We start from the raw sequence: 19,099 nt of genomic DNA on the forward strand, positions 1-19,099 counted from the left end.
TCCCTAACAATCCCGCTCTGTATGTCTCCAAGTCAGAGGAATCGTTACCGTTCCTCCCCATCTTGGTGTCTGTCGGACTTCCCGAAATCTGAGGAAGAATATTACAAAATATTAAGATACCGAGAAGAATGTGAACAATCTGTCGCAGAATATTTGCGGTAGGTCGCTGTATCACTGACTAATGTATCGCTGATAGCTTCAACGAAGCGTAAGAATACTTAAGAAATTTTAGGAGTTGTGGTTTAAGCCACCCTGAAAACGGATTAAGTGCAGCACATTCGCTCAAGTGAACTAGCGATCGAGAAGGCGAATGCCAGTTTAAACACACCTGGTTAAATTTTTCTGGAGGAATCCTATCGATGAGTATCGTCACGAAATCTATCGTGAATGCAGACGCTGAGGCACGTTATCTGAGCCCTGGCGAACTAGAGCGGATCAAAGCGTTTGTTACCTCTGGTGAGCGTCGCCTCCGCATCGCTCAAGCTCTGACTGACTCTCGCGAACGCCTTGTTAAGCAAGCGGGTGACGCGCTGTTCCAGAAGCGTCCTGATATTGTTTCCCCGGGTGGCAACGCCTACGGTGAGGAAATGACCGCTACTTGCTTACGTGATATGGACTACTACCTACGCCTAGTCACCTACGGAATCGTCTCTGGTGATGTCACCCCCATTGAAGAAATTGGTTTGGTTGGCGTCCGTGAAATGTACAAGTCTTTGGGTACCCCCATCGATGCAGTTGCAGAAGGCGTTCGGGCGATGAAGAATGCCGCTACTTCCATGATGTCTGGTGACGATGCCTCCGAAGCTGGCTCTTACTTCGACTATGTGATTGGAGGCTTGCAGTAGGGTAAGATCCCTACTGTTCCAGACGCGAAACCGCGCATCTGTGCAAAGGATTCAAGAGACTAGGTGAAATAGGAAATCGGATAATGCAAGACGCAATTACCTCTGTTATTAACTCTTCTGACGTTCAAGGTAAATACTTGGATAGTTCCGCCCTGGATAAGCTTAAGGGCTATTTCAGCACAGGCGAACTGCGGGTTCGTGCGGCTACCACCATCAGCGCTAACGCTTCCACGATTGTTAAGGAAGCCGTTGCCAAGTCCTTGCTGTACTCGGATATCACCCGTCCAGGCGGCAACATGTACACCACCCGCCGCTATGCCGCTTGTATCCGTGACTTGGACTACTATCTGCGTTACGCTACCTATGCGATGTTGGCCGGTGACCCCTCCATCCTCGATGAGCGCGTACTCAACGGTTTGAAGGAAACCTACAACTCTTTGGGCGTTCCTGTTGGCGCAACCGTTCAAGCTATCCAAGCTATGAAAGAAGTCACCGCCAGCTTGGTTGGTGCTGATGCTGGTAAGGAAATGGGCGTCTATTTTGATTACATCAGCTCTGGTTTAAGCTAAGTATTCTCTTAGTTAATTTCTGAGCTTGTAATTGGTTGTCTACTTAAGGTTTGGGAAGTCACTTGTGAGTGCTAGCTTGTTAGAGGCGAGTCTTGCTGAGATCTTTGTAAAGCAGATGAGTTTTGACGGTCTAGTATTGACGATTGACTCCCAACCTTTGTTGTGTTAAAGAATAACGGCTTCAAGTTTCACCGTTGTGGTGCAGCCTAATGTGATGTAGCCAAAGCTTGAGGAAAGCGTTTCAAGTGGCGTGCAAGATGACTAACGCTGAGGCTGAGTTTTCATCACCACGAACCCAAGAATTTTGCAAATTGCAATAGCGAACGCCTTAGGCGGTGTGCTACGCGCAATCGCTTCAAAAACTGAATTGAAATTTAAAATTTCTTAACCCATCCACAGGAGAAACAAACCCATGCGAATGTTTAAAGTGACGGCGTGCGTTCCTAGCCAAACCCGAATCAGAACGCAGCGGGAATTACAAAATACCTATTTCACGAAACTGGTTCCCTACGATAGCTGGTTTCGTGAGCAGCAACGGATTATGAAAATGGGCGGCAAAATCGTTAAGGTGGAACTCGCCACAGGTAAACCCGGTACCAATACGGGTCTGCTCTAATTCGGGAAAAACGGATTTCGCTCAGGGAAGAGTAGGGGGTTGCCAAGCCCCCCTTTTTTATTAAAATGCCGGATCAAAGCCAAGGATAGGCGAATCTTTTGAGCAGGAATTAGCTATTCTTGATTCAGTGACGTTAGTGTTGTTTACAGTCAAACCGCTGTTCAAAAGCTCTGCGTTGTTGTTAGGGATTAAATATTCGTGACTCTACGCGATCTGATTTTCTTTGTTAATCCCTCCGCACAAGAATGGGCGCTGAATGCCCGGTTGTTGAAGTGGCTAACGTTTGTGTGGATGTTTATCGGCTTAGCCGTGCTGTTTTCGGCGTCTTTTCCGAGTGCAGATGCTGAGTTTGGCGATGGGCTGTATTACTTCAAGCGGCAGCTAATTTGGGTGGCGTTAGGATTGATCGGGTTTAACTTGGTGGTGCGATCGCCCCTGCGTTATACCCTGAACATAGCTCACTGGTTTGTGATCACGCTGTTGGTGTTTCTGTTCATCACCCTGCTTCCGGGTGTCGGCACTACCGTTAATGGTGCAACTCGATGGATAGCCATTGGCCCTGTGCCCCTACAACCTTCAGAGTTAATTAAACCCTTTTTGGTACTACAGAGTGCCCGAATTTTTGGGCAGTGGAAGCGAATTCACGGTCGAGTACGCTTGTTCTGGCTGGGAATTTTTGTTCTCGTGCTTCTGGGAATTCTGCTACAGCCGAATCTCAGTACTACAGCCTTGTGCGGTATGACATTGTGGCTCATCGCCTTGGCGGCAGGATTGCCTTATTCCTATCTGGGAGGAACAGCATTAGGCGGTTTAATGCTCGGTTTTATCAGTCTTAGCCTCAAAGAATACCAACGGCGTCGGGTGATGTCGTTCCTCAATCCTTGGTCTGACCCGATGAACGATGGCTACCAACTGGTTCAAAGCCTGCTGGCGGTTGGTTCGGGTGGCACTTGGGGTTCTGGGTTTGGGCTATCGCAACAAAAGCTGTTTTATTTACCGATTCAGTACACCGATTTTATCTTTGCCGTATTTGCTGAAGAATTTGGCTTCGCGGGTAGTGTGTTGATGCTGGGGCTGATCATGACTTACGCGACGGTGGCGGTTAGGGTGGCGTTAAAGGCGCGAAATACGGTTCATCAGCTCATTGCGATCGGAGCCATGATTTTGATTGTGGGGCAGTCGTTGTTAAATATTGGTGTCGCTACTGGCGTTCTACCAACAACGGGTTTACCGTTTCCCTTCTTTAGTTATGGCGGCAATTCCATGATTGCCAGTTTGGTGGCAGCAGGACTGCTGATTCGGGTGGCACGAGAAAGTAGTGAGGCGGAGGTTGTGCCTATACAACCGAATCCCCCGTCGGCAGCAGAACGGCGACGGCAAAGGCGGCAGAAACCACAGGTACAACGGTAACTAACTGCAAATAGGCTAGAGACGCTAGACCAGCGAGCGATCGTTACTGATGATAGGAATGATGGGCGATCGCGTACCCTGCGCTCTCTTATCGAGCAATATGGGTGAAGCAAAGGAAATGCGATCGCATCCATACAAATCCACCGTTACTCTACAAGCGCCAAACTTTCTTGAGGATACCAATCAGCTCTTTCTGTCGCCGCTCGATTACTTCTGGATTCCATTCCTGTTCATTCAGAACTTGGGTTGTTAGCGCAAAGGGTGAAATGCCTGTTTTAGTGGTGAAATACTTCTGCTTTTTGATCTCAAAGTCATAGTTTTGTGCCTGAGTGTTTTTCCAACAGGAGAGCAAAACTAAATTTCCTAGACGGTGTACATATCTTTCCCGTTCTTCCAGGCTGGGGAAGCATTTCACCCACACACTGTCAGGAGCTGGATTTTTCGGTAACACATGCTCGACAGTAATGTTAGAGAAGTTATACGCAGCTTCACCTTCTGAAAGAGCCGCGTCTAAACGCAGCAAGACATAGAGACGAATCTTTTTCATCAGGTATAGGTCACCATCCAACATATTGAGAAGAGTATTCTTTTCTTCAGACATAATCTGAAGAGGAGAATCAGGCGTGTACAAATCTGCCCCACTCTCGATGACATTTAGCAAGCGACCATAACGTTCAATGCGTTCATTAATATTTGCCCGTCGAATCATTAAACCAGCAGCAAGGCGTTCTAAATCGGTAAAAAATTGCACCAGTTGGTCGGGGTGATTTTGATTACGGGATAGGAATAGAATGGCTGGCGGTATCCAGTCAGAATTATCGATCTGGTTTAACTGTTTAAACAGTTTATTGACTTCTTCGGCACGTTGTTCACTTTGATAGCTTGCATTTTTGATATCGTAAAAAGCATCAGCCAAAGGACGCAAAACTTTATCAATGAAATGCTGAGGATTATCAGAGGGTTTAACATGTTCGCGGATTCCATTGATTACGCTGCCACTAAGTTTTGCCTTACGGTAAATCATGCGGATGTGAGTAAAGAGGTCTTTGAACACTTCGCGACCCAACTCTTCCTGAATATCTTCCCACTTAGACGTGAAGGCTTTCCTTTGTTCTTGAGGAATTTTTCCAATAATCTCAGCCTTTAAGATGTCCGTAAGTGAAAGATCTAAGCCCCGTTCATTCATTACAGAAAATATCCGATATGCCGAGTCCAAGTCTGGCGTTGAGACTATAACCAAGAAACATCGGTTAATGATGAACTGCCCCAGACGAACTCGCTGAGAATCGGAAAATTCTTGTAATCGATTAATGAACAATAGGGCGTTATCTTTAATATTTTTCTGGCTATCCGAAAGTGCAGCCGAGTTTAAATTTTTGAGGTTAGCGATACCACCTTCATCCTGAATGTATTCCTTGAAAAAGGCTGCATCTCGCTCCGCTAAAGTCAAACGGTAACGGTTAGGAATGTCAAGGAACGGGTCACTTTCTTCGTAGAGCAACTTAGTTATAGCATTGGCAAATTTAGTTAATACCAACGTCCGCAGAGCTGAAAGCAGTATTGTGAGAGTGGACAAACGTTGCTGACCATCCACAACTTCCGCATCTGGTTTATCTCCCTTTATTAATACAATGCTTCCCAGAAAGTAGGGGTTTACCTGATCAATCGGTTCTTTACCATCTCCCAATGCTGTGAGCAAGTCTTCAATCAGTTCTCCAGCTTGCTCGGTAGTCCATGCATAGGGACGCTGATATAGGGGGATGGTGAAGACAAAGTCATTGCTAAATACTTTATGGATGGGATACTCAGTAGCCTGAATTTTGACGAGACTCATGCACAACTCCTTTTGTGGGCTTAGATGGCAACAGTTTCTCTAACTTTAGTCTTCCTTGTTCTAGCAAAAGTTGCTCTGTCCGTCTTGCTTTGAGTCATTCAGTCCAAGCGATCGCACTCAAAACATCTACTAGTTTCTGCAAGTGCTCGAGTTCGTGAGTTGCCATCACCGAGAGGCGAATTCGACTGGTGGGAACCGTAGGAGGACGGATAGCTGGGGCAAAAATTCCAGCATCTTTCAGCTTGTTTCCAACCTTAAGAGCATCGGTTGCACTTGCCAATTGAATGCAAAGGATGGGCGACTCGGAGGGTAACAGTTTGAGATGAGGTAGTTTCTGAGTGATTAACTGCTTGAGGGTTTCCACATTGTGATGGAGTTGGGTACGGCGTTCCGCTTCTTGTTGGACAATCTGAATGGCGGCTAAGGCGGCAGCCGTGTCAGCCGGGGATAAAGCCGTGGTGTAAATCCAACTGGGGGCGCGATTTCGCAGGAAGTCAATGAGAGTCGCTGAACCCGCCACATATCCCCCTAAACTGCCTAAGGCTTTACTTAAGGTGCCCACTTGAATCAGGGGTTTTCCGGTACAGCCGAAGTGTTCCACACATCCAGCACCCGTGCCTCCCAATACTCCCGTCGCATGAGCCTCATCTACGAGCACCATACAACTAAATTTTTCAGCGAGTTCCAAGATCTCTGGCAATGGACAAACGTCACCATCCATGCTGAAAACGCTGTCGGTGGTAATTAGGCAACGGCGGTAGTGTTGTCGGTATTGAGTTAGCTGGCTGTTTAAATCTTCAATATCCGCGTGAGCATAGTCCACAACAACTGCACCGCTCAAAATTGCCCCATTTTTCAGGCTGGAGTGATTGTACTGATCGGCTAAAATTAAATCCCGCTTCCCCATTAAAGCGGCGATGGTGCCTAAGTTCGCCAGATACCCGGAACTGAATACGAGAGCATCTTCGGTTTGTTTGAGGGATGCGATCGCATTTTCCAATTCTCGATGCAGTTTCCGATGTCCGCTCAGCAATCGAGAGCCTGTGCTACCTGTACCATATTCTTGAGTCGCTGCGATCGCCGCTTGAATCAGACGCTCATCCCCCGCCAACCCTAGATAGTCGTTACTGGCAAAATTAATCACTTCGCGTCCTTCCAGTTGCACAATGGCACCGGAGCGACTTTGGATGGTTTGCACCGAGCGATACCAATCAGCTTTGTGGATGGTTATGAGAGATTGTTCTATCCAGTGGTATGAATCGGTTAGCATCAGCGTCAGTCAGCATTGAGCATAATCAGGATTCTGGTTCTGGGGAAGTCTCTGTTTCTGGGGGAATCTCGGTATATTCAATTTCAGCACTGTTACCTTTAACTGGCGGTAATCGTTCCACTAAGCCCATTTCAAAGGCAACATCTGGCAATTCACCCACGATATATTTTCCGGGCTGAAACAATCCCCCAGGGGTAAAACACATCTGTCGGAGTTGAACAACTTCACCAGGGGCAAACATTCCCCTGAACATTTTGCGCTCAAGTCCCATAATTCCCTCTCGTGCCTCAATCTCGATACTCTTTAATTCTAAATATTCAACAACATTAATTCAAGGTTCCCATCCGTCTTGAGGAGCAATCCGGGTTATTTAATATTCATGATTATTAGCATAAATGCCAAGGAGAATTTTGGATTGCTTTAGATAATTATCAAGGGGTTAACACCATTGAACTGTTAGACATGGGTTATCATCAAGCCGCGCCTCATAAATTCTTTATACGTAAAGATTATAGACGAAAAAATATTGGAGTTGGTCAGCGACTTGTCGATAGCCTTTTAAATTGGGCTAAAGCTCAATCCATTCAGATCATTTATCCAGGAACAACAGAAGCCTATAAAAACGCTCAGCAATTTTAGGAAAAAATCCTTTTATCGAAGTGACACAGCCAATTTTACCCAATAGTTTGTCTTTGGTAAAATTAGATACAAAATTCATAAAGATGAGCTGTGTAGGCGTGGCTTTCAAGAGGGCGATAGCTCCCCTTCGATTAGCTTTTATACAAGCCTAGCTACCAATTAAGAAATTTAGGATTGCCAAAAATTTATTCTCTAATTGTGGTAATTATAAGAGAGCCTTGGGATGCCTTAGCCAAGTCATAACGAAGCGGTAGCGACCTGAGAATAATTAGTACTAGCACTTGTCGATAGCTGCCGTTTATAATATTAGTAACTAATGTCAGACACTCCTCAATATTTTCTCTCTTCAGATAAACCCGTAGTCGAGAAAAAAGGAATCATGAAGACCCTCAAAGAAATCCAAGAAATTGCGTTGGACATGTCACTGAGATTTGAAGATCCGCAATCGGTAAAGCTTCAAATCAAGCGGATTACATTCGCTCAAAAGCAACTTCGATCTATCAAGAAAGAACTCAATGCAACGCTACGCGATATTAACCAGCAAACCTCTCAGTCTAAGGCTGATAGTATTTTCTCTGGTGGCTTAGATATTTTCGGAGAGCGTAAGTGGGCGGGAAAAGTGAGGATAGCGACTCGACGCGCCATTGCCCGAAAAAAGCAAGCCGCACAACAGCCTTATCTTGAGCTAAAAGAAGCGATTGATGATTTTATCTTGGAAGGCGATAGATTAAAGCTAATGGCAGAAGAATATCTCCTTAGCCATCAGCGGTAGGAAAGGAGTCACAGGATTTTTCTCACAAGTAAACTTGAGGGAAATGAAGATTAATGTGTAGTGCTTGGTTTTAATTAATTTTAATCTGTTACCAGGGAATTAATTCCTTGGCGAGTGTTACTGATTAAGCTGAGCCACATCTAGGCAAGCACTATCATTAGTGTTCAAACTTTTCTAGGATGGGCATCCTGCCCGTCCTGCTCATGCTAGTTAAATATAAAATAGCTGATTAACAATTGGTAAAACAATAGGGGCGATCGCTTTCTGTAATCGCCCCTATTTAATCCGTATCGCTTTTATACAGAATACCAAGTTGCATTCATCCGTAGCACATTCATTTTTGCCGCGTCTTGGCGTCTGCTTGAATTATTAAGTTTGAACGCAACTGCGTCTAACTACGGCTGAAGCTTTTTAATTGTCTCTACTATTTCCTGAGAAGATTTAACATCCCCTTGCTCCTGGAAAAGTTTCGCGGCGGCTTGTAAATCCTCGATCGCTTTTTGCTTGTCCCCAAAACGGCTGTAAGCGAAACCTCGACAGGTAAGCGTCGTGGCATCATTCCCATTCATTTGCAAGACGTGATTAAAATCTGCAATGGCTCCCGGAAAGTCTCCTATCTGAAGCTTTTCTACCCCTTGATGATAGTAATCTTTCGGCGTTTGTCCAACTGTAACCGCTGGTGTTGATTGTAAAGATGACTGGTTATTCAAAGAGAGATTTTTAGCCGTTTCTAAATCCTCTAATGCACCTTCGTAGTCTCTCAGAGCAGAACGAACAGTACTGCGTCGGTTGTAGGCTTCAAGATGATTGGGGTCGAGATTTAATACTTGATTAAACGCATTGAGTGCTGCGTGATAATCCCCGGATTCATATCTCAGATTACCCTGGAGCATCAAACCTTGGATCAGTTGCTGATTTTCATCCTCTACAGCACCCAATTCCTGGCTAAAAGCCGGAGCCATTTGACTAAAAAATGCCTTCGCCGAAACGGAATCGAGATGCAGCGCTTGGTCAAAATCTTCCAGACTTCCCCAATTATCACCCACTTGCAAACGGGTATAACCCCGGTTGAGGTAAGCTTGTGTATAGTTAGGATTCAGTTTTAGGGCTTCGTTAAAATCTGCGATCGCCTCTTGATATTCTCCCAACCCGATGCGATTTAACCCTCGGTTAAAGTAACCTTCGGCAAGATTGGGATTAATGTTTAAAGCTTGGTTATAATCTTCCATGGCTTTTGGATAATCTTCTAATTCAAAATGAGCCATACCTCGGTATAGGTAGGCTTTAGGTAAATTGGGATTAATATTCAGAGCTGCATTGCAATCTGCGATCGCTTCCTGATAATCCGCTAATTCCACACGCAGTGGAATTCGATTCAAATAAGTTTTGATATGCTTAGCATCAATCTGCAACGCTTGGTTATAATCCTGCATGGCTCCCCAGCGATCGCCTAAAACAGCACGGACAAAACCTCGCTCATTGTAAGCCTCTGCATTGTGAGGATTAACCCGCAACACTTGGCTATAATCATTGATTGCTCCGAGATAATCGCCCTTCTTATAGCGACTCATCCCTCGATAATAGTAAACCTCGGCAAAATCAGCATTGAACCGCAAAGCTTGGTTAAAGTCTTGAATAGCACCGCGATAATCCCCGCGATGAAATTTATTGAGTCCTTGCTTAAAAGATTCCGAGGCTTCTAGAGTTACCACTCCTGTAATCGCCGGCTTCATTGGCAGCGCTAGAGGCTCTAAAGAGTTGCCTGCAACCGCTTGCTGTTGACTCGCTAAATCCAATTCTTCCGTCAGGCTAGAAAAATTCCTGGACACTCTCCCCTTCCCTGATAAAACCATGATGTCGTTTTGTCGCTCATTGTCGCTGCTCATATCCGCAAGCCCAACTTTTCCTCTCCTCTAGCTGTAAGTTTCATCGGAACCATCGGTTTATCCGGTAGAAACGCCATTTCCCCTAGACAGTTTTGTCCAGTCTCCCGTACAGTCATCACTGTAGTTGTTAGCGAAAAAACTCAACTGAAGGTTGTAGGATGAAGTCTGAAATTACCCCATCTCTCATCCAATCTTCATCGTTTTGGGACAGCTCGCGAAAGATTCGCTAAATACCGTGAATGTCAACAGCTCCAAAGAGTTCCCATTACCCATTACCCGTCTTGAAGATATGCAAGTTCCAGGCAAGACAGCTTATCTTATCTCCCCTTTTGTTCGGTGATACAAGATGCCTGTAGAACCACTAAATCCGGGTTCTGAAAAACGGCACAGCGCTGTGCAACCCTGGGTAAAGCGGGGATAATCCCTTGCTCCCACTTGCTGCGAGCCTCGGCTGTAGCCGGAAATTGTTTCAGCCACCGACTATTGAGTTCAGGAGGTGGTTGCTTTTGGCTGGAATTAGGGTTGAGATAGGCGGCAAGGTACGATCGCTCTACAATCCAAAAATCAACACCATACTTCTGAATCAAGCCCTGCAATTGGTTGACATCGGGACTATATTGTGCAGCAAGCAAATCCGTCACGCGCTGACGAATCTGAGTGTAGTAACCCTGATGGTAAGGCAGAGCAGACTCCTGGGATACTAAAACTGAGCGATTGGTAAAGGTGGGTAAGTCATCGGTTACGGGTGCCAAAGATGCGATTAGGGTATCCTTCGGTTGCTGCGAGAAGAACTTATACAGTTCTGGCATCTTCCCCTCCCGATAACCCGAAATACTGGGTAAGGGAACGCCCTTCAAATTCAACAAATTTAAGACAACGGGATAGGAAACCAGTGCAATACCTAAGAGTGCAGTTAAAGCCAGTGCCCTAAACTGTCGCCTTAAACGTTGGGTAGGAGTGCCGTCTTGTGCCCACCGGAAAAGAGCATCCAACAGGATAATGAGTGCGATCGCACCCGCTAGAGCCGTTAAGAGGCGGAAACTATACTGCGTGTACCGACTGGGCAAATAAAGTTTAAACAGTAGGGCATGGGCGGCAAGAAACAAACCCAAAGAAACTACGCCAATTTCTGATAAAATCTGAATATTCTGGGTTACCCCTTTGACTAAAGGGAAACGAGACGGATGGCGTAGCTCGTAAAGCAACAACAGCGTCAAGCCCAAGAATAAGAGTGGTAAATAAAAGTAAGGCAAACGCGCCCACTCATAAGGAAATAAACCACTGCGATCGGCATAAAGCCAAAACTCGAAGGGACTATGGAGGAAAAAGCGCGATCGCCCTTCATCCGCAAACTCTGGCATCGTTCTCGCTTGGGCAACTGTGGTAGCAGGGCCAAAGGGAGAGGACTCCAAAGCTAGAGGTAATAAGACAAACAGTGTCACGCCTAAGCCCGTCGCACAGAAAAGATAATCCTGGCGATCCCTAGAAAGTCGCAGTTTTCCCTGTTCCCAGCGCCATAATCGTACAAACAGAACGCCAGCACTAATCAGCATCACCGAGGGATAAAATAAGCCTTGCAATGCCAGCGCCACTAAACAAGGCAACAGGGAACGCCGCAGTAAATAGTAGACAAAAGCCAGAAATAGCGGATACAAAAACGCTCTAGCCGTACCCGAAACCAAGTCATCTTTCAGCCAAAGACTGTGGTTCAGCAATAACGTCGAAACAAATCCTGCCGCCGGGATAGGAAACAACTGTAGGCATATCCCAAAACAGTAGGCTGTGGCAATTAATCCCAGAACAATGGGCAACAATTTACTGAAGATAATCGGGTCAATTCCAATTGCAGCCGCTAGCTGATATATTGCCTTATAGCCCGGTTGTGCCACCGATTGAAAATAATCGGCAATTAAATCCTGGGGAAACAACTCTGAGTCTAAAAACCGCCGCATCCAAAACACATGCTGCCTCGCATCATCTTGCACCACATAAGGGCTACTGAAGGCTTTTCGCAGTGCCATCAAGCCGAACATGGCAGCACAAGACAGACTTAAACTGAACCCAAAAATTACCTGAGGGCTGGACGTTTTATCTGTCGGAGTCGTTAGCCATTGACGCAGGCGCGTTACCCAGTCTGAATCAGCAGATGGAATCATGGGAGTCATAACATCAGTTGTACTTTGAGCAATACAATGCAACTCATGTCCTGATGCTTGGAAAACAGCACATCATGCAGAAAAGCACACGGTTGGGTGAGGCATTTTCCCCCAAACGAGAACTGATAGAGGCGACTTGTCCGGCTTTTTCGCTGGTACTCCCGGTGTATAACGAAGAGGAAGCGATCGCCTCAACCCTCGATGAACTTCAAACAATTCTACGCTCTACGGGTTGCGAATACGAGATTATAACCGTTAACGATGGTTCCACCGATCGCACTGGGGAGATTTTGTGCGATCGTCAAGATATTCGGCTAATTGAGCATCGTCGCAATCGAGGATATGGTGCTGCACTCAAGACGGGAATTCGACATGCGAAGTATCCTTTAATCGTGATTACCGACGCCGATGGTACCTATCCGAATGAGCGAATTCCTCAATTAGTGAGTTTGACAACCCAAGCAGACATGGTTGTCGGTGCCAGAATTGGCGCGAATGTTCAATATCCAACCATCCGCAAAATCCCCAAATGGTTTCTCGTGAGATTTGCGGAATGGGTATCCCTCTCTTCCATCCCTGATTTGAATAGCGGAATGCGCGTATTTCGCAAAAGTGTGGTGGAAACCTTCCTCAAAATTCTGCCCGATACTTTCAGTTTTACCACCACCATCACGATTGCCATGCTGACGAACAATTATATTGTTCATTACGAGCCGATTGATTATCGATATCGAATTGGTAAAAGTAAGATTAAGCCTATTCGAGACACCTTGCGTTTTGTGCAATTAATTTTACGGACTGGCGTATACTTTGCTCCGTTGAGAGTGTTTTTACCTTGGGCAACTGTGTTTTTCTGCGGTTGCATGTTTACCCTGATTCAGGATATTTTCGTGCGCGAAGATTTAACAGAAAGAACACTTATTCTGTTTATCGCTGCCACTCAAACCGCCATGTTTGCCTTGTTAGCGGACATGATTGACAAACGAACTTGATTAAATAAGAATGAAGTGTAAAAACTGTTAACGTAAGGACACAGAGTACCGTATTGAAAATCCATAATTCATACTTAGATTGACCTTGCAATTGCCAACAAAGATTTGTATAAATTCAGCATTACAACAACTGACTTTCAATGCCGGATTGATACTGAAGCTAGTAGCACTGAGCCTAACAGGATTCGCGATTGATACTACTTTATTGACCAGCAAATCGGCTCATGCCTTAGCTTCCCAATCTCCAAATCTGCCTGTTGCCCAGAAAAACTCAACGACTGAATCAATCTGTCCTGCCCAATTAGGAACAGCGATTGAGGCAGTTATGAATCGTCCCCAATTCCGCCGTGCGCGTTGGGGTATTTTAGTGGAACCATTATCACCAGAAATCAGTGATCGCGCCCTTTATAATCTCAATGGCGATCGCTATTTTATCCCCGCTTCCAACACCAAGTTACTAACCACTGCTGCTGCTTTACTGGCACTAGGTTCAGACTATCGAATTCGTACCTCTGTTTATGAAGCCGATGAGGGTGTATTGCGAGTAATAGGACGCGGTGACCCCAGTATTACGAATGCTCAACTGAAAGACTTGGCACAACAGCTAAGGAGTCAGGAAATTCGTAACATTAAAAAACTCATTTTAGAGGATAGCTACCTGCAAGGGGATGTAGTCAATCCGACCTGGGAATGGGAAGATATCCAGTTCGATTACGGGACACCCGTGAATAGCTTAATATTGAATCAAAATGCGGTAGAACTAACTTTATCACCCCAGCAACTCGGTCAACCGTTGCGCGTGAGTTGGTCTGATGCGATTGCATCGAGGCAGCGGAAAATTGCAAATCAATCTATGACGGCTGAAGTCGGAACGCCCAATTCTGTAACCATTACGGCTGTTTTAGGTCAATCCGTATTGTGGGTAAAAGGACAACTCCCTATTGATGCGAATCCCGAAACATTTGGCATGGCAATTCTTGACCCAGCCAATAATTTCTTACAGCACTTCCGGAATGCACTGGCATTAGAAGGAATTACCGTTCAGCAGGCATCTGTAATTTCTAAAATTAGCACAAATCAGAAACAAGAATTAGCCGCCATTGAATCTCCCCCCTTATCCCTTTTGGTATTCGAGACGAATCAGGAAAGTAATAATCTTTATGCTGAGGTGCTGTTGCGAACCTTACAAGTATCGGCTCAGCAATTGCCAGATACCAGTCCTAACCGCAACTCAGCGGATATAGGACTCCAACAACTGAAAGCCACTTTAACCGCGTTAGGAGTTGACCCGGAAAGCTATATTATCGTGGATGGTTCAGGACTATCTCGTCACAATTTAGTCAGCCCAAAAGCGATCGCACAAACCCTCCAGCTTATGGCAAAAACCCCGCAAGCTAGAGTTTACCAAGATTCCTTACCTGTTGCTGGCGTCAGTGGTACCCTGAAGAATCGTTTTCGCAATACAATGGCTCAAGGCAATATCCAAGCTAAAACCGGCAGTATGACCGGTGTTTCTGCATTATCCGGTTATCTGAATGTCCCTGGCTATCAACCCTTAGTTTTCAGTATCATGGTTAATCAATCGGAGCAATCTTTGACAACATTACGCCAAGGGATTGATGAAATTGTTTTGTTGCTAACTCGCCTACGTTCTTGTTAGGAATTGTCAGGTGCCTCGCGACGCACCCTACTACTTTTAATCCATTGGGTCGCAGCGGATTTCAATCATAAAGCCATCCGGGTCATAGAAATAAATTCCTCGTCCTGTAGGGCGCGAAAGGGGGCCATGGTCGATCAGAATTTGATTTTCTCGTAGCACTTCAACCGCTTGGTCAAATAACTCTGGCGCGATATCAAATGCTAAGTGATTGGCACGAGTAAAACCCCGTTTGGGGTCAGGGTCGGGTGGTACAAGTTCCGGTTCCCAAAACAAATCAATTACTGTGCCATCGGGAGTGACAAAGTTAGCCACTTTCCCCGCCGCGACTAACTCAACAAGGGTTTTTGGAACCTCCTCACCCTGTAGTTCGTGCAGACCAAGAATAGTACCATAGAAGTGACGAGAAGCCTGCATATCATGTACATTCAAGGCAATGTGATGTACTCGACGTAAAGTTCCTAGGGCAAGGCGAGTTTTGAGACAATCAGAGGTAGATACCATAACAAGAATTACTCAGTGGATAACTGTTAATACGGTCAAATATATTATTGATTATTGCTTCATCTGAAGATGGAACATACTCAACAGCAAATTGATATTTCCAAAAATCTTGCTTGACTTTTATATCCAAATATTTGAAGTATTTACCTCTAAGTCTTGTAATAGTTGCAGTTTCACTTACAGGAAATTTATTTTCAACAAATTCAAACAGAGTATATAACCTTTGTTTGCCATCAACAATACTAAATTTAGAGATGCCATCAGGAGTAATTTCTTGATACAAAAAAAATGCAGGTGCTGGATAACTATTAAGTACAGTATCAATAAAAAAATCTTTGTAATCTTGATTCCAAACGCTGCGTCTTTGATAGGCTGGATCGAGATCGAGGAGATGTCTGGTGTAAATATCCCAAAACCAAGATACCGTTTGAAAATTGATTAGTCTACTCATCTAACTTTATCCATAATAGGGTTAGCTGTAATCAATCCATACTTTGCATGATTTGGGTTTGATTGGTTCATGACTCATGTAGGATTATTCTAGCGATACCAATAAAGACAAGCTACTCAAGACGATCACCGATTTGGTTTTACTGTCGGGTAGCCCAACATTTGGAAGTAGAGTCCCTGTCGGGCAAGGAGTTCGGCATGGGTGCCATCCTCAACAATCTCGCCCTCCTGCATCACAAAAATCCGATCGCAGTCTACGGCAGTTTCCAGCCGATGCGTGACTAAAATGATGGTTCGAGAACGGCGTAGACGCTGGAGCGTCTCTATCACCCACTGCTCGTGCTTCAAGTCCAGCGCGTTCGTGGGTTCGTCGAGGATGAGGATAGGAGCCTTAGTGACGAGCGCCCGTGCGATCGCTAGGCGCTGCCTCTGTCCGCCCGAAAGGTTCTGACCGCCCTCAGCAATCAAGGTATCATACTGCTCCGGCAAGGTTTCGATGAACTCAGCCGCCCCAGATTCGACTGCCGCCTCCCGAATCTCGTGGAACAAAGCGTCCGGGCGACCATAGGCGATATTCTCTGCGATCGTTCCGGGGAAGAGTGGGCTGCCTTGCGTGACCAGCGCCATGTGTTTGCGGACATCGGCAACCTTAAGGGTGCGGAGGTCAACGCCGTCGAGGAGGACGCTCCCCTCTGTCGGGTCGTAGAAGCGCGGCAAAAGATTGAGCAGGGTACTCTTTCCCGTCCCGCTAGGACCCAAAAACGCCACCATCTGACCCGGCTCGATACTCGCATTGATGTTGCGTAAGACGGGTTGCCCAGAATTGTACTCGAAGCTCACATCGGCAAGGGTTAGGGTGCGGGGATGAACGGGAAGCGATCGCGCGTCAGGCTCGTCTGCGATCGCAGGCGGCTCGTCCATGACCGTAAAGACGCGATCGCATGAGGCTACGAACGTCTGGATTTTGGTAGTGAACCCCAACACCCAACCGATCGGGTCCCAGAACTGATTGAGGTACGCTAGGAATACGATCAGATCGCCGAGGGTCAGTCCGTTCGGCACCGGACGCAAGAACTGGTCGCGATAGACCAGGTAGCCGCCGTAGCCAAAGATTACCCCGCTGCCCAAGGCGAAGACTACCTGAACCGCGAGCGGATAGAGGTTTTCTTTCCAATGGAGCCGCATGGCGGCACTAACGCTGCGATCGACCGCCCGTGCGAAGCGCCGCGATTCCGTCGCTTCTCGACCGAAAGACTGGATCAGTCCGATCAACTCTATCGCTTGCTGCATGGTCGAGGTCATGACCGCATCAGTCTGCTTCGACTCAAACGCTCGACGCCTAATCCTTCCCTCGAAGTACCAATTCGCGAGTAACAGAAGCGGCGTGAACGAAAGTGCGAACACGGTGAGAAGGACATGGCGCGACAGCATGATCCAGATCATCGCCGTAAGGGTAACGGATGCGGCAGTGGAGCCGATCAGCGTATCGATCACCCCCCAAGGGCCGAGGCTGTCGTAGCTCAATCGGTAGATGGCGTCGCCCTGCGATCGGGAACCGTGCCAGCCGAGACTAAGCGCCTGCATTTTGTCGTAGAGTTCGGTGCGAACCCGCAAGGTTCCGTTGTACTGGATGCGGTAGTTCAACATCTTACGGAGCATGATCACGGTATCGCTCAAGATTCTGAGCATCATCGCGACGAGCGCCATTCCGAAAATTTGGTTCAGCTTGCCTTCACCGAACGGGGCAAGAAACAGCCTATGCATCCAGTTGGGTTTCGGGGTTGGTGAGAGAACCGTATCGACTAGAATTGCCATCGGCCAGGCGTTGAGAAGGTTTAGAGCCACCGATGCCCCGATCAGAACCAAGAGCGTGACGATCAGCCATAAGTCCCTGCGGAAGTAGGAAATAGACCGGAGGACGATCCGCACCAACCAATGTTGGTTTATTGACGGCATCACCATTTTTGGTGAATTTCCCTGGCTCTTCAAACGTGCTTTGAGTGGAAAAGTCATGGATGTGCTCGGTGACTCTAAGCAGGACAATGCACCAATTGGGCAATTTCACCAGGGTCGGAGAGGTCAAAAATCAACTTTGGGTTTTAACGCCTGTCTAAATCTCAAGCAGGGCAGATGAAATGTAGACTATTCGACTGGTGCAAGCTTTAAGTATACTTTCGTTGTTCTCGACAGCTAAAAAATCGAGTAGAGCTTAATACACATAATATTGATTCTGTCAATACCTAAGTCCTAAGTGGGTTAATGAAGTTAGCCGTTTTAGCCGTTGGGAGGTTCACCCATGCAAACCTTCAATCTTCTTCAAACCTTTAACCTTCTGTAACCTCTAACACTATCGTTGCGGCGGGAAGAACAGAACCGGATGCCAACTGCGGCGCATCAACTCACCCGCAAAGCTACGGACAGGCCACTCAATCAGCTTTCCTAAATTATCCGAGGAAATGGCGATCGCACTGATATCAAACTCTAATGCCGCATCCAAAATCTCTTCATAGGCATTTCCTCGTCGCACCTGTGCATGAACTTGTAAACCTAACTGTTCCAACTCCGCTTTAACCGATTCCAACTGTTCCTGTGCTTCTCGTACATGATAATCCTTCGGTACTTCTCGACGCCCTCCTTCGCTAACAACCCATAGGAGCATACACTGTTCTAATGAGCGATCGGGTCGGTTCTGGGCATACTCCTTCACCCTTTGCACTATATATTTCGCGGCGTTACTCCCATCGTAGGGAAGCAGCAAATAGCGGAATAGATGCTGGCAGCGCAGCTCAAGTTCTTCGCAAGTATAGGTAGAAATGAGTTGCGGTCGTAGGCTCAGCACTGGAGTCGAACACGTTCTTACCAAACCTGCTGAGGTACTGCCAAACAGCTTTTCTTGCAACAAGCTACGCATTGGCATACCGATAAAAATGACATCCGCCTGATAAGTCTTTGCCACCTTGGGGATTGTATCGAACGGACGCCCTGAAATAACCTCAATTTTGACTTCCACGCCTTCTGGAACGTTCTTCAGGCGTTCTTGGAAGCGATCGCGAGCTTTATCTATCGCTTCTTGGTCTATCCGAGGGATTTCTCCCTCGTCCCATAAAGGAACACTATGCAAAAAAATGATCTGCTTGATGCCGCTAGCTGCCAAACTTGGCACAAACTCTACAAGCCGATATAAACCGTCCGAAAAATCGGTGCAGATTAAGCAACGCTGAAACATATGCAGAGCAGTTGGCTTTTTCCTAACACTACCACCAACGGCTCCCCTTGCTACTGCCTCAAAAGAATGAGTGATGAATTCAGATAAAACTTATAGCTGATGAATGGATGGGTCTTGGATTCTCGATGATTGAAAGGAGCAAGCGAATCCAGGCATGAGAGCATCACGATTCATTCACAACTTTAGACGATCTGATGGGAAATCTTTTTGCTTTGGTTCAAGCTTTTACACTAGCCAACGACGCTCTGTGTCAAAGATTTCTGAAGATGTAGA

The 19,099-nt window shown here is 46.3% G+C and carries 18 protein-coding genes; 8 read left to right on the forward strand and 10 right to left on the reverse strand.

Going from position 1 to position 19,099, the window contains the following annotated elements; genetic code table 11:
* Nucleotides 1-359: 359 nt before the first annotated feature.
* The 4 genes from apcA to NDI48_17985 all read left to right on the forward strand — a co-directional run bounded on the left by apcA (nt 360) and on the right by NDI48_17985 (nt 3,440).
* On the forward strand, nt 360-845 hold the full coding sequence (gene apcA / locus NDI48_17970) for an allophycocyanin subunit alpha (protein MEP0833062.1): 486 nt from the start codon (nt 360-362) through the stop codon (nt 843-845).
* 83 nt (nt 846-928) lie between these two features.
* A complete protein-coding gene (gene apcB / locus NDI48_17975) occupies nt 929-1,414 on the forward strand; it encodes an allophycocyanin subunit beta (GenBank protein ID MEP0833063.1) in 486 nt (161 codons plus the stop codon).
* 412 nt (nt 1,415-1,826) lie between these two features.
* Entirely contained in the window at nt 1,827-2,030 is a 204-nt protein-coding gene (locus NDI48_17980) for a phycobilisome linker polypeptide (GenBank protein MEP0833064.1), read from the forward strand.
* A 198-nt stretch (nt 2,031-2,228) separates the two neighbouring features.
* On the forward strand, nt 2,229-3,440 hold the full coding sequence (locus NDI48_17985; protein MEP0833065.1) for an FtsW/RodA/SpoVE family cell cycle protein: 1,212 nt from the start codon (nt 2,229-2,231) through the stop codon (nt 3,438-3,440).
* 151 nt (nt 3,441-3,591) lie between these two features.
* Here the strand turns inward: NDI48_17985 and NDI48_17990 are convergent, their stop codons facing one another.
* The 3 genes from NDI48_17990 to NDI48_18000 all read right to left on the reverse strand — a co-directional run bounded on the left by NDI48_17990 (nt 3,592) and on the right by NDI48_18000 (nt 6,815).
* Nucleotides 3,592-5,274, reverse strand: coding sequence for a DUF262 domain-containing HNH endonuclease family protein (locus tag NDI48_17990; GenBank protein ID MEP0833066.1), 1,683 nt, complete (start codon nt 5,272-5,274; stop codon nt 3,592-3,594).
* Nucleotides 5,275-5,368: 94 nt separating this feature from the next.
* Nucleotides 5,369-6,544 carry an 8-amino-7-oxononanoate synthase gene (gene bioF / locus NDI48_17995; GenBank protein ID MEP0833067.1) on the reverse strand — a complete coding sequence of 392 codons (1,176 nt, stop codon included), beginning with the start codon at nt 6,542-6,544 and terminating at the stop codon, nt 5,369-5,371.
* A gap of 25 nt (nt 6,545-6,569) precedes the next feature.
* On the reverse strand, nt 6,570-6,815 hold the full coding sequence (locus tag NDI48_18000; protein MEP0833068.1) for a hypothetical protein: 246 nt from the start codon (nt 6,813-6,815) through the stop codon (nt 6,570-6,572).
* 191 nt (nt 6,816-7,006) lie between these two features.
* On the opposite strand from NDI48_18000, the gene NDI48_18005 reads away from it, so the two are divergent.
* Complete coding sequence (locus tag NDI48_18005) at nt 7,007-7,183, forward strand: GNAT family N-acetyltransferase (protein MEP0833069.1); 177 nt, start codon at nt 7,007-7,009, stop codon at nt 7,181-7,183.
* Between the two features lie 316 nt (nt 7,184-7,499).
* Nucleotides 7,500-7,955 carry a hypothetical protein gene (locus NDI48_18010; protein ID MEP0833070.1) on the forward strand — a complete coding sequence of 152 codons (456 nt, stop codon included), beginning with the start codon at nt 7,500-7,502 and terminating at the stop codon, nt 7,953-7,955.
* 395 nt (nt 7,956-8,350) lie between these two features.
* Here NDI48_18010 and NDI48_18015 read toward each other — a convergent pair whose 3' ends face one another.
* Together NDI48_18015 and NDI48_18020 are read right to left on the reverse strand one after the other, a co-directional pair.
* Nucleotides 8,351-9,841, reverse strand: a complete 1,491-nt coding sequence (locus tag NDI48_18015; protein MEP0833071.1) for a tetratricopeptide repeat protein — start codon at nt 9,839-9,841, stop codon at nt 8,351-8,353.
* A gap of 317 nt (nt 9,842-10,158) precedes the next feature.
* Nucleotides 10,159-12,006: a hypothetical protein gene (locus tag NDI48_18020; protein ID MEP0833072.1), complete on the reverse strand. Its 1,848-nt coding sequence runs from the start codon at nt 12,004-12,006 to the stop codon at nt 10,159-10,161.
* Nucleotides 12,007-12,071: 65 nt separating this feature from the next.
* Between NDI48_18020 and NDI48_18025 the strand changes: the two genes are divergently transcribed.
* Both NDI48_18025 and dacB read left to right on the forward strand, forming a co-directional pair.
* Entirely contained in the window at nt 12,072-12,989 is a 918-nt protein-coding gene (locus NDI48_18025) for a glycosyltransferase family 2 protein (GenBank protein ID MEP0833073.1), read from the forward strand.
* A 205-nt stretch (nt 12,990-13,194) separates the two neighbouring features.
* Nucleotides 13,195-14,649 (forward strand): D-alanyl-D-alanine carboxypeptidase/D-alanyl-D-alanine-endopeptidase, encoded by a 1,455-nt coding sequence (dacB, locus tag NDI48_18030; GenBank protein MEP0833074.1) that lies wholly within the window; start codon nt 13,195-13,197, stop codon nt 14,647-14,649.
* 36 nt (nt 14,650-14,685) lie between these two features.
* On the opposite strand, the gene NDI48_18035 is transcribed toward dacB, so the two are convergent.
* The 5 genes from NDI48_18035 to NDI48_18055 form a co-directional block, all read right to left on the reverse strand.
* Complete coding sequence (locus NDI48_18035) at nt 14,686-15,150, reverse strand: VOC family protein (protein MEP0833075.1); 465 nt, start codon at nt 15,148-15,150, stop codon at nt 14,686-14,688.
* A complete protein-coding gene (locus NDI48_18040; GenBank protein MEP0833076.1) occupies nt 15,134-15,601 on the reverse strand; it encodes a DUF262 domain-containing protein in 468 nt (155 codons plus the stop codon). The genes NDI48_18035 and NDI48_18040 overlap by 17 nt, the downstream gene beginning before the upstream one ends.
* A gap of 125 nt (nt 15,602-15,726) precedes the next feature.
* Nucleotides 15,727-17,415, reverse strand: coding sequence for an ABC transporter ATP-binding protein/permease (locus NDI48_18045; protein MEP0833077.1), 1,689 nt, complete (start codon nt 17,413-17,415; stop codon nt 15,727-15,729).
* The gene (locus NDI48_18050; protein ID MEP0833078.1) at nt 17,357-17,683 is read right to left on the reverse strand and encodes a hypothetical protein; all 327 of its coding nucleotides are present in this window, start codon (nt 17,681-17,683) and stop codon (nt 17,357-17,359) included. The genes NDI48_18045 and NDI48_18050 overlap by 59 nt, the downstream gene beginning before the upstream one ends.
* A gap of 264 nt (nt 17,684-17,947) precedes the next feature.
* Complete coding sequence (locus NDI48_18055) at nt 17,948-18,826, reverse strand: universal stress protein (protein MEP0833079.1); 879 nt, start codon at nt 18,824-18,826, stop codon at nt 17,948-17,950.
* Between the last annotated feature and the right edge of the window lie 273 nt (nt 18,827-19,099).

It is taken from the genome of Microcoleus sp. AS-A8 (genome assembly GCA_039962225.1).
Lineage (GTDB): Bacteria > Cyanobacteriota > Cyanobacteriia > Cyanobacteriales > Coleofasciculaceae > Allocoleopsis.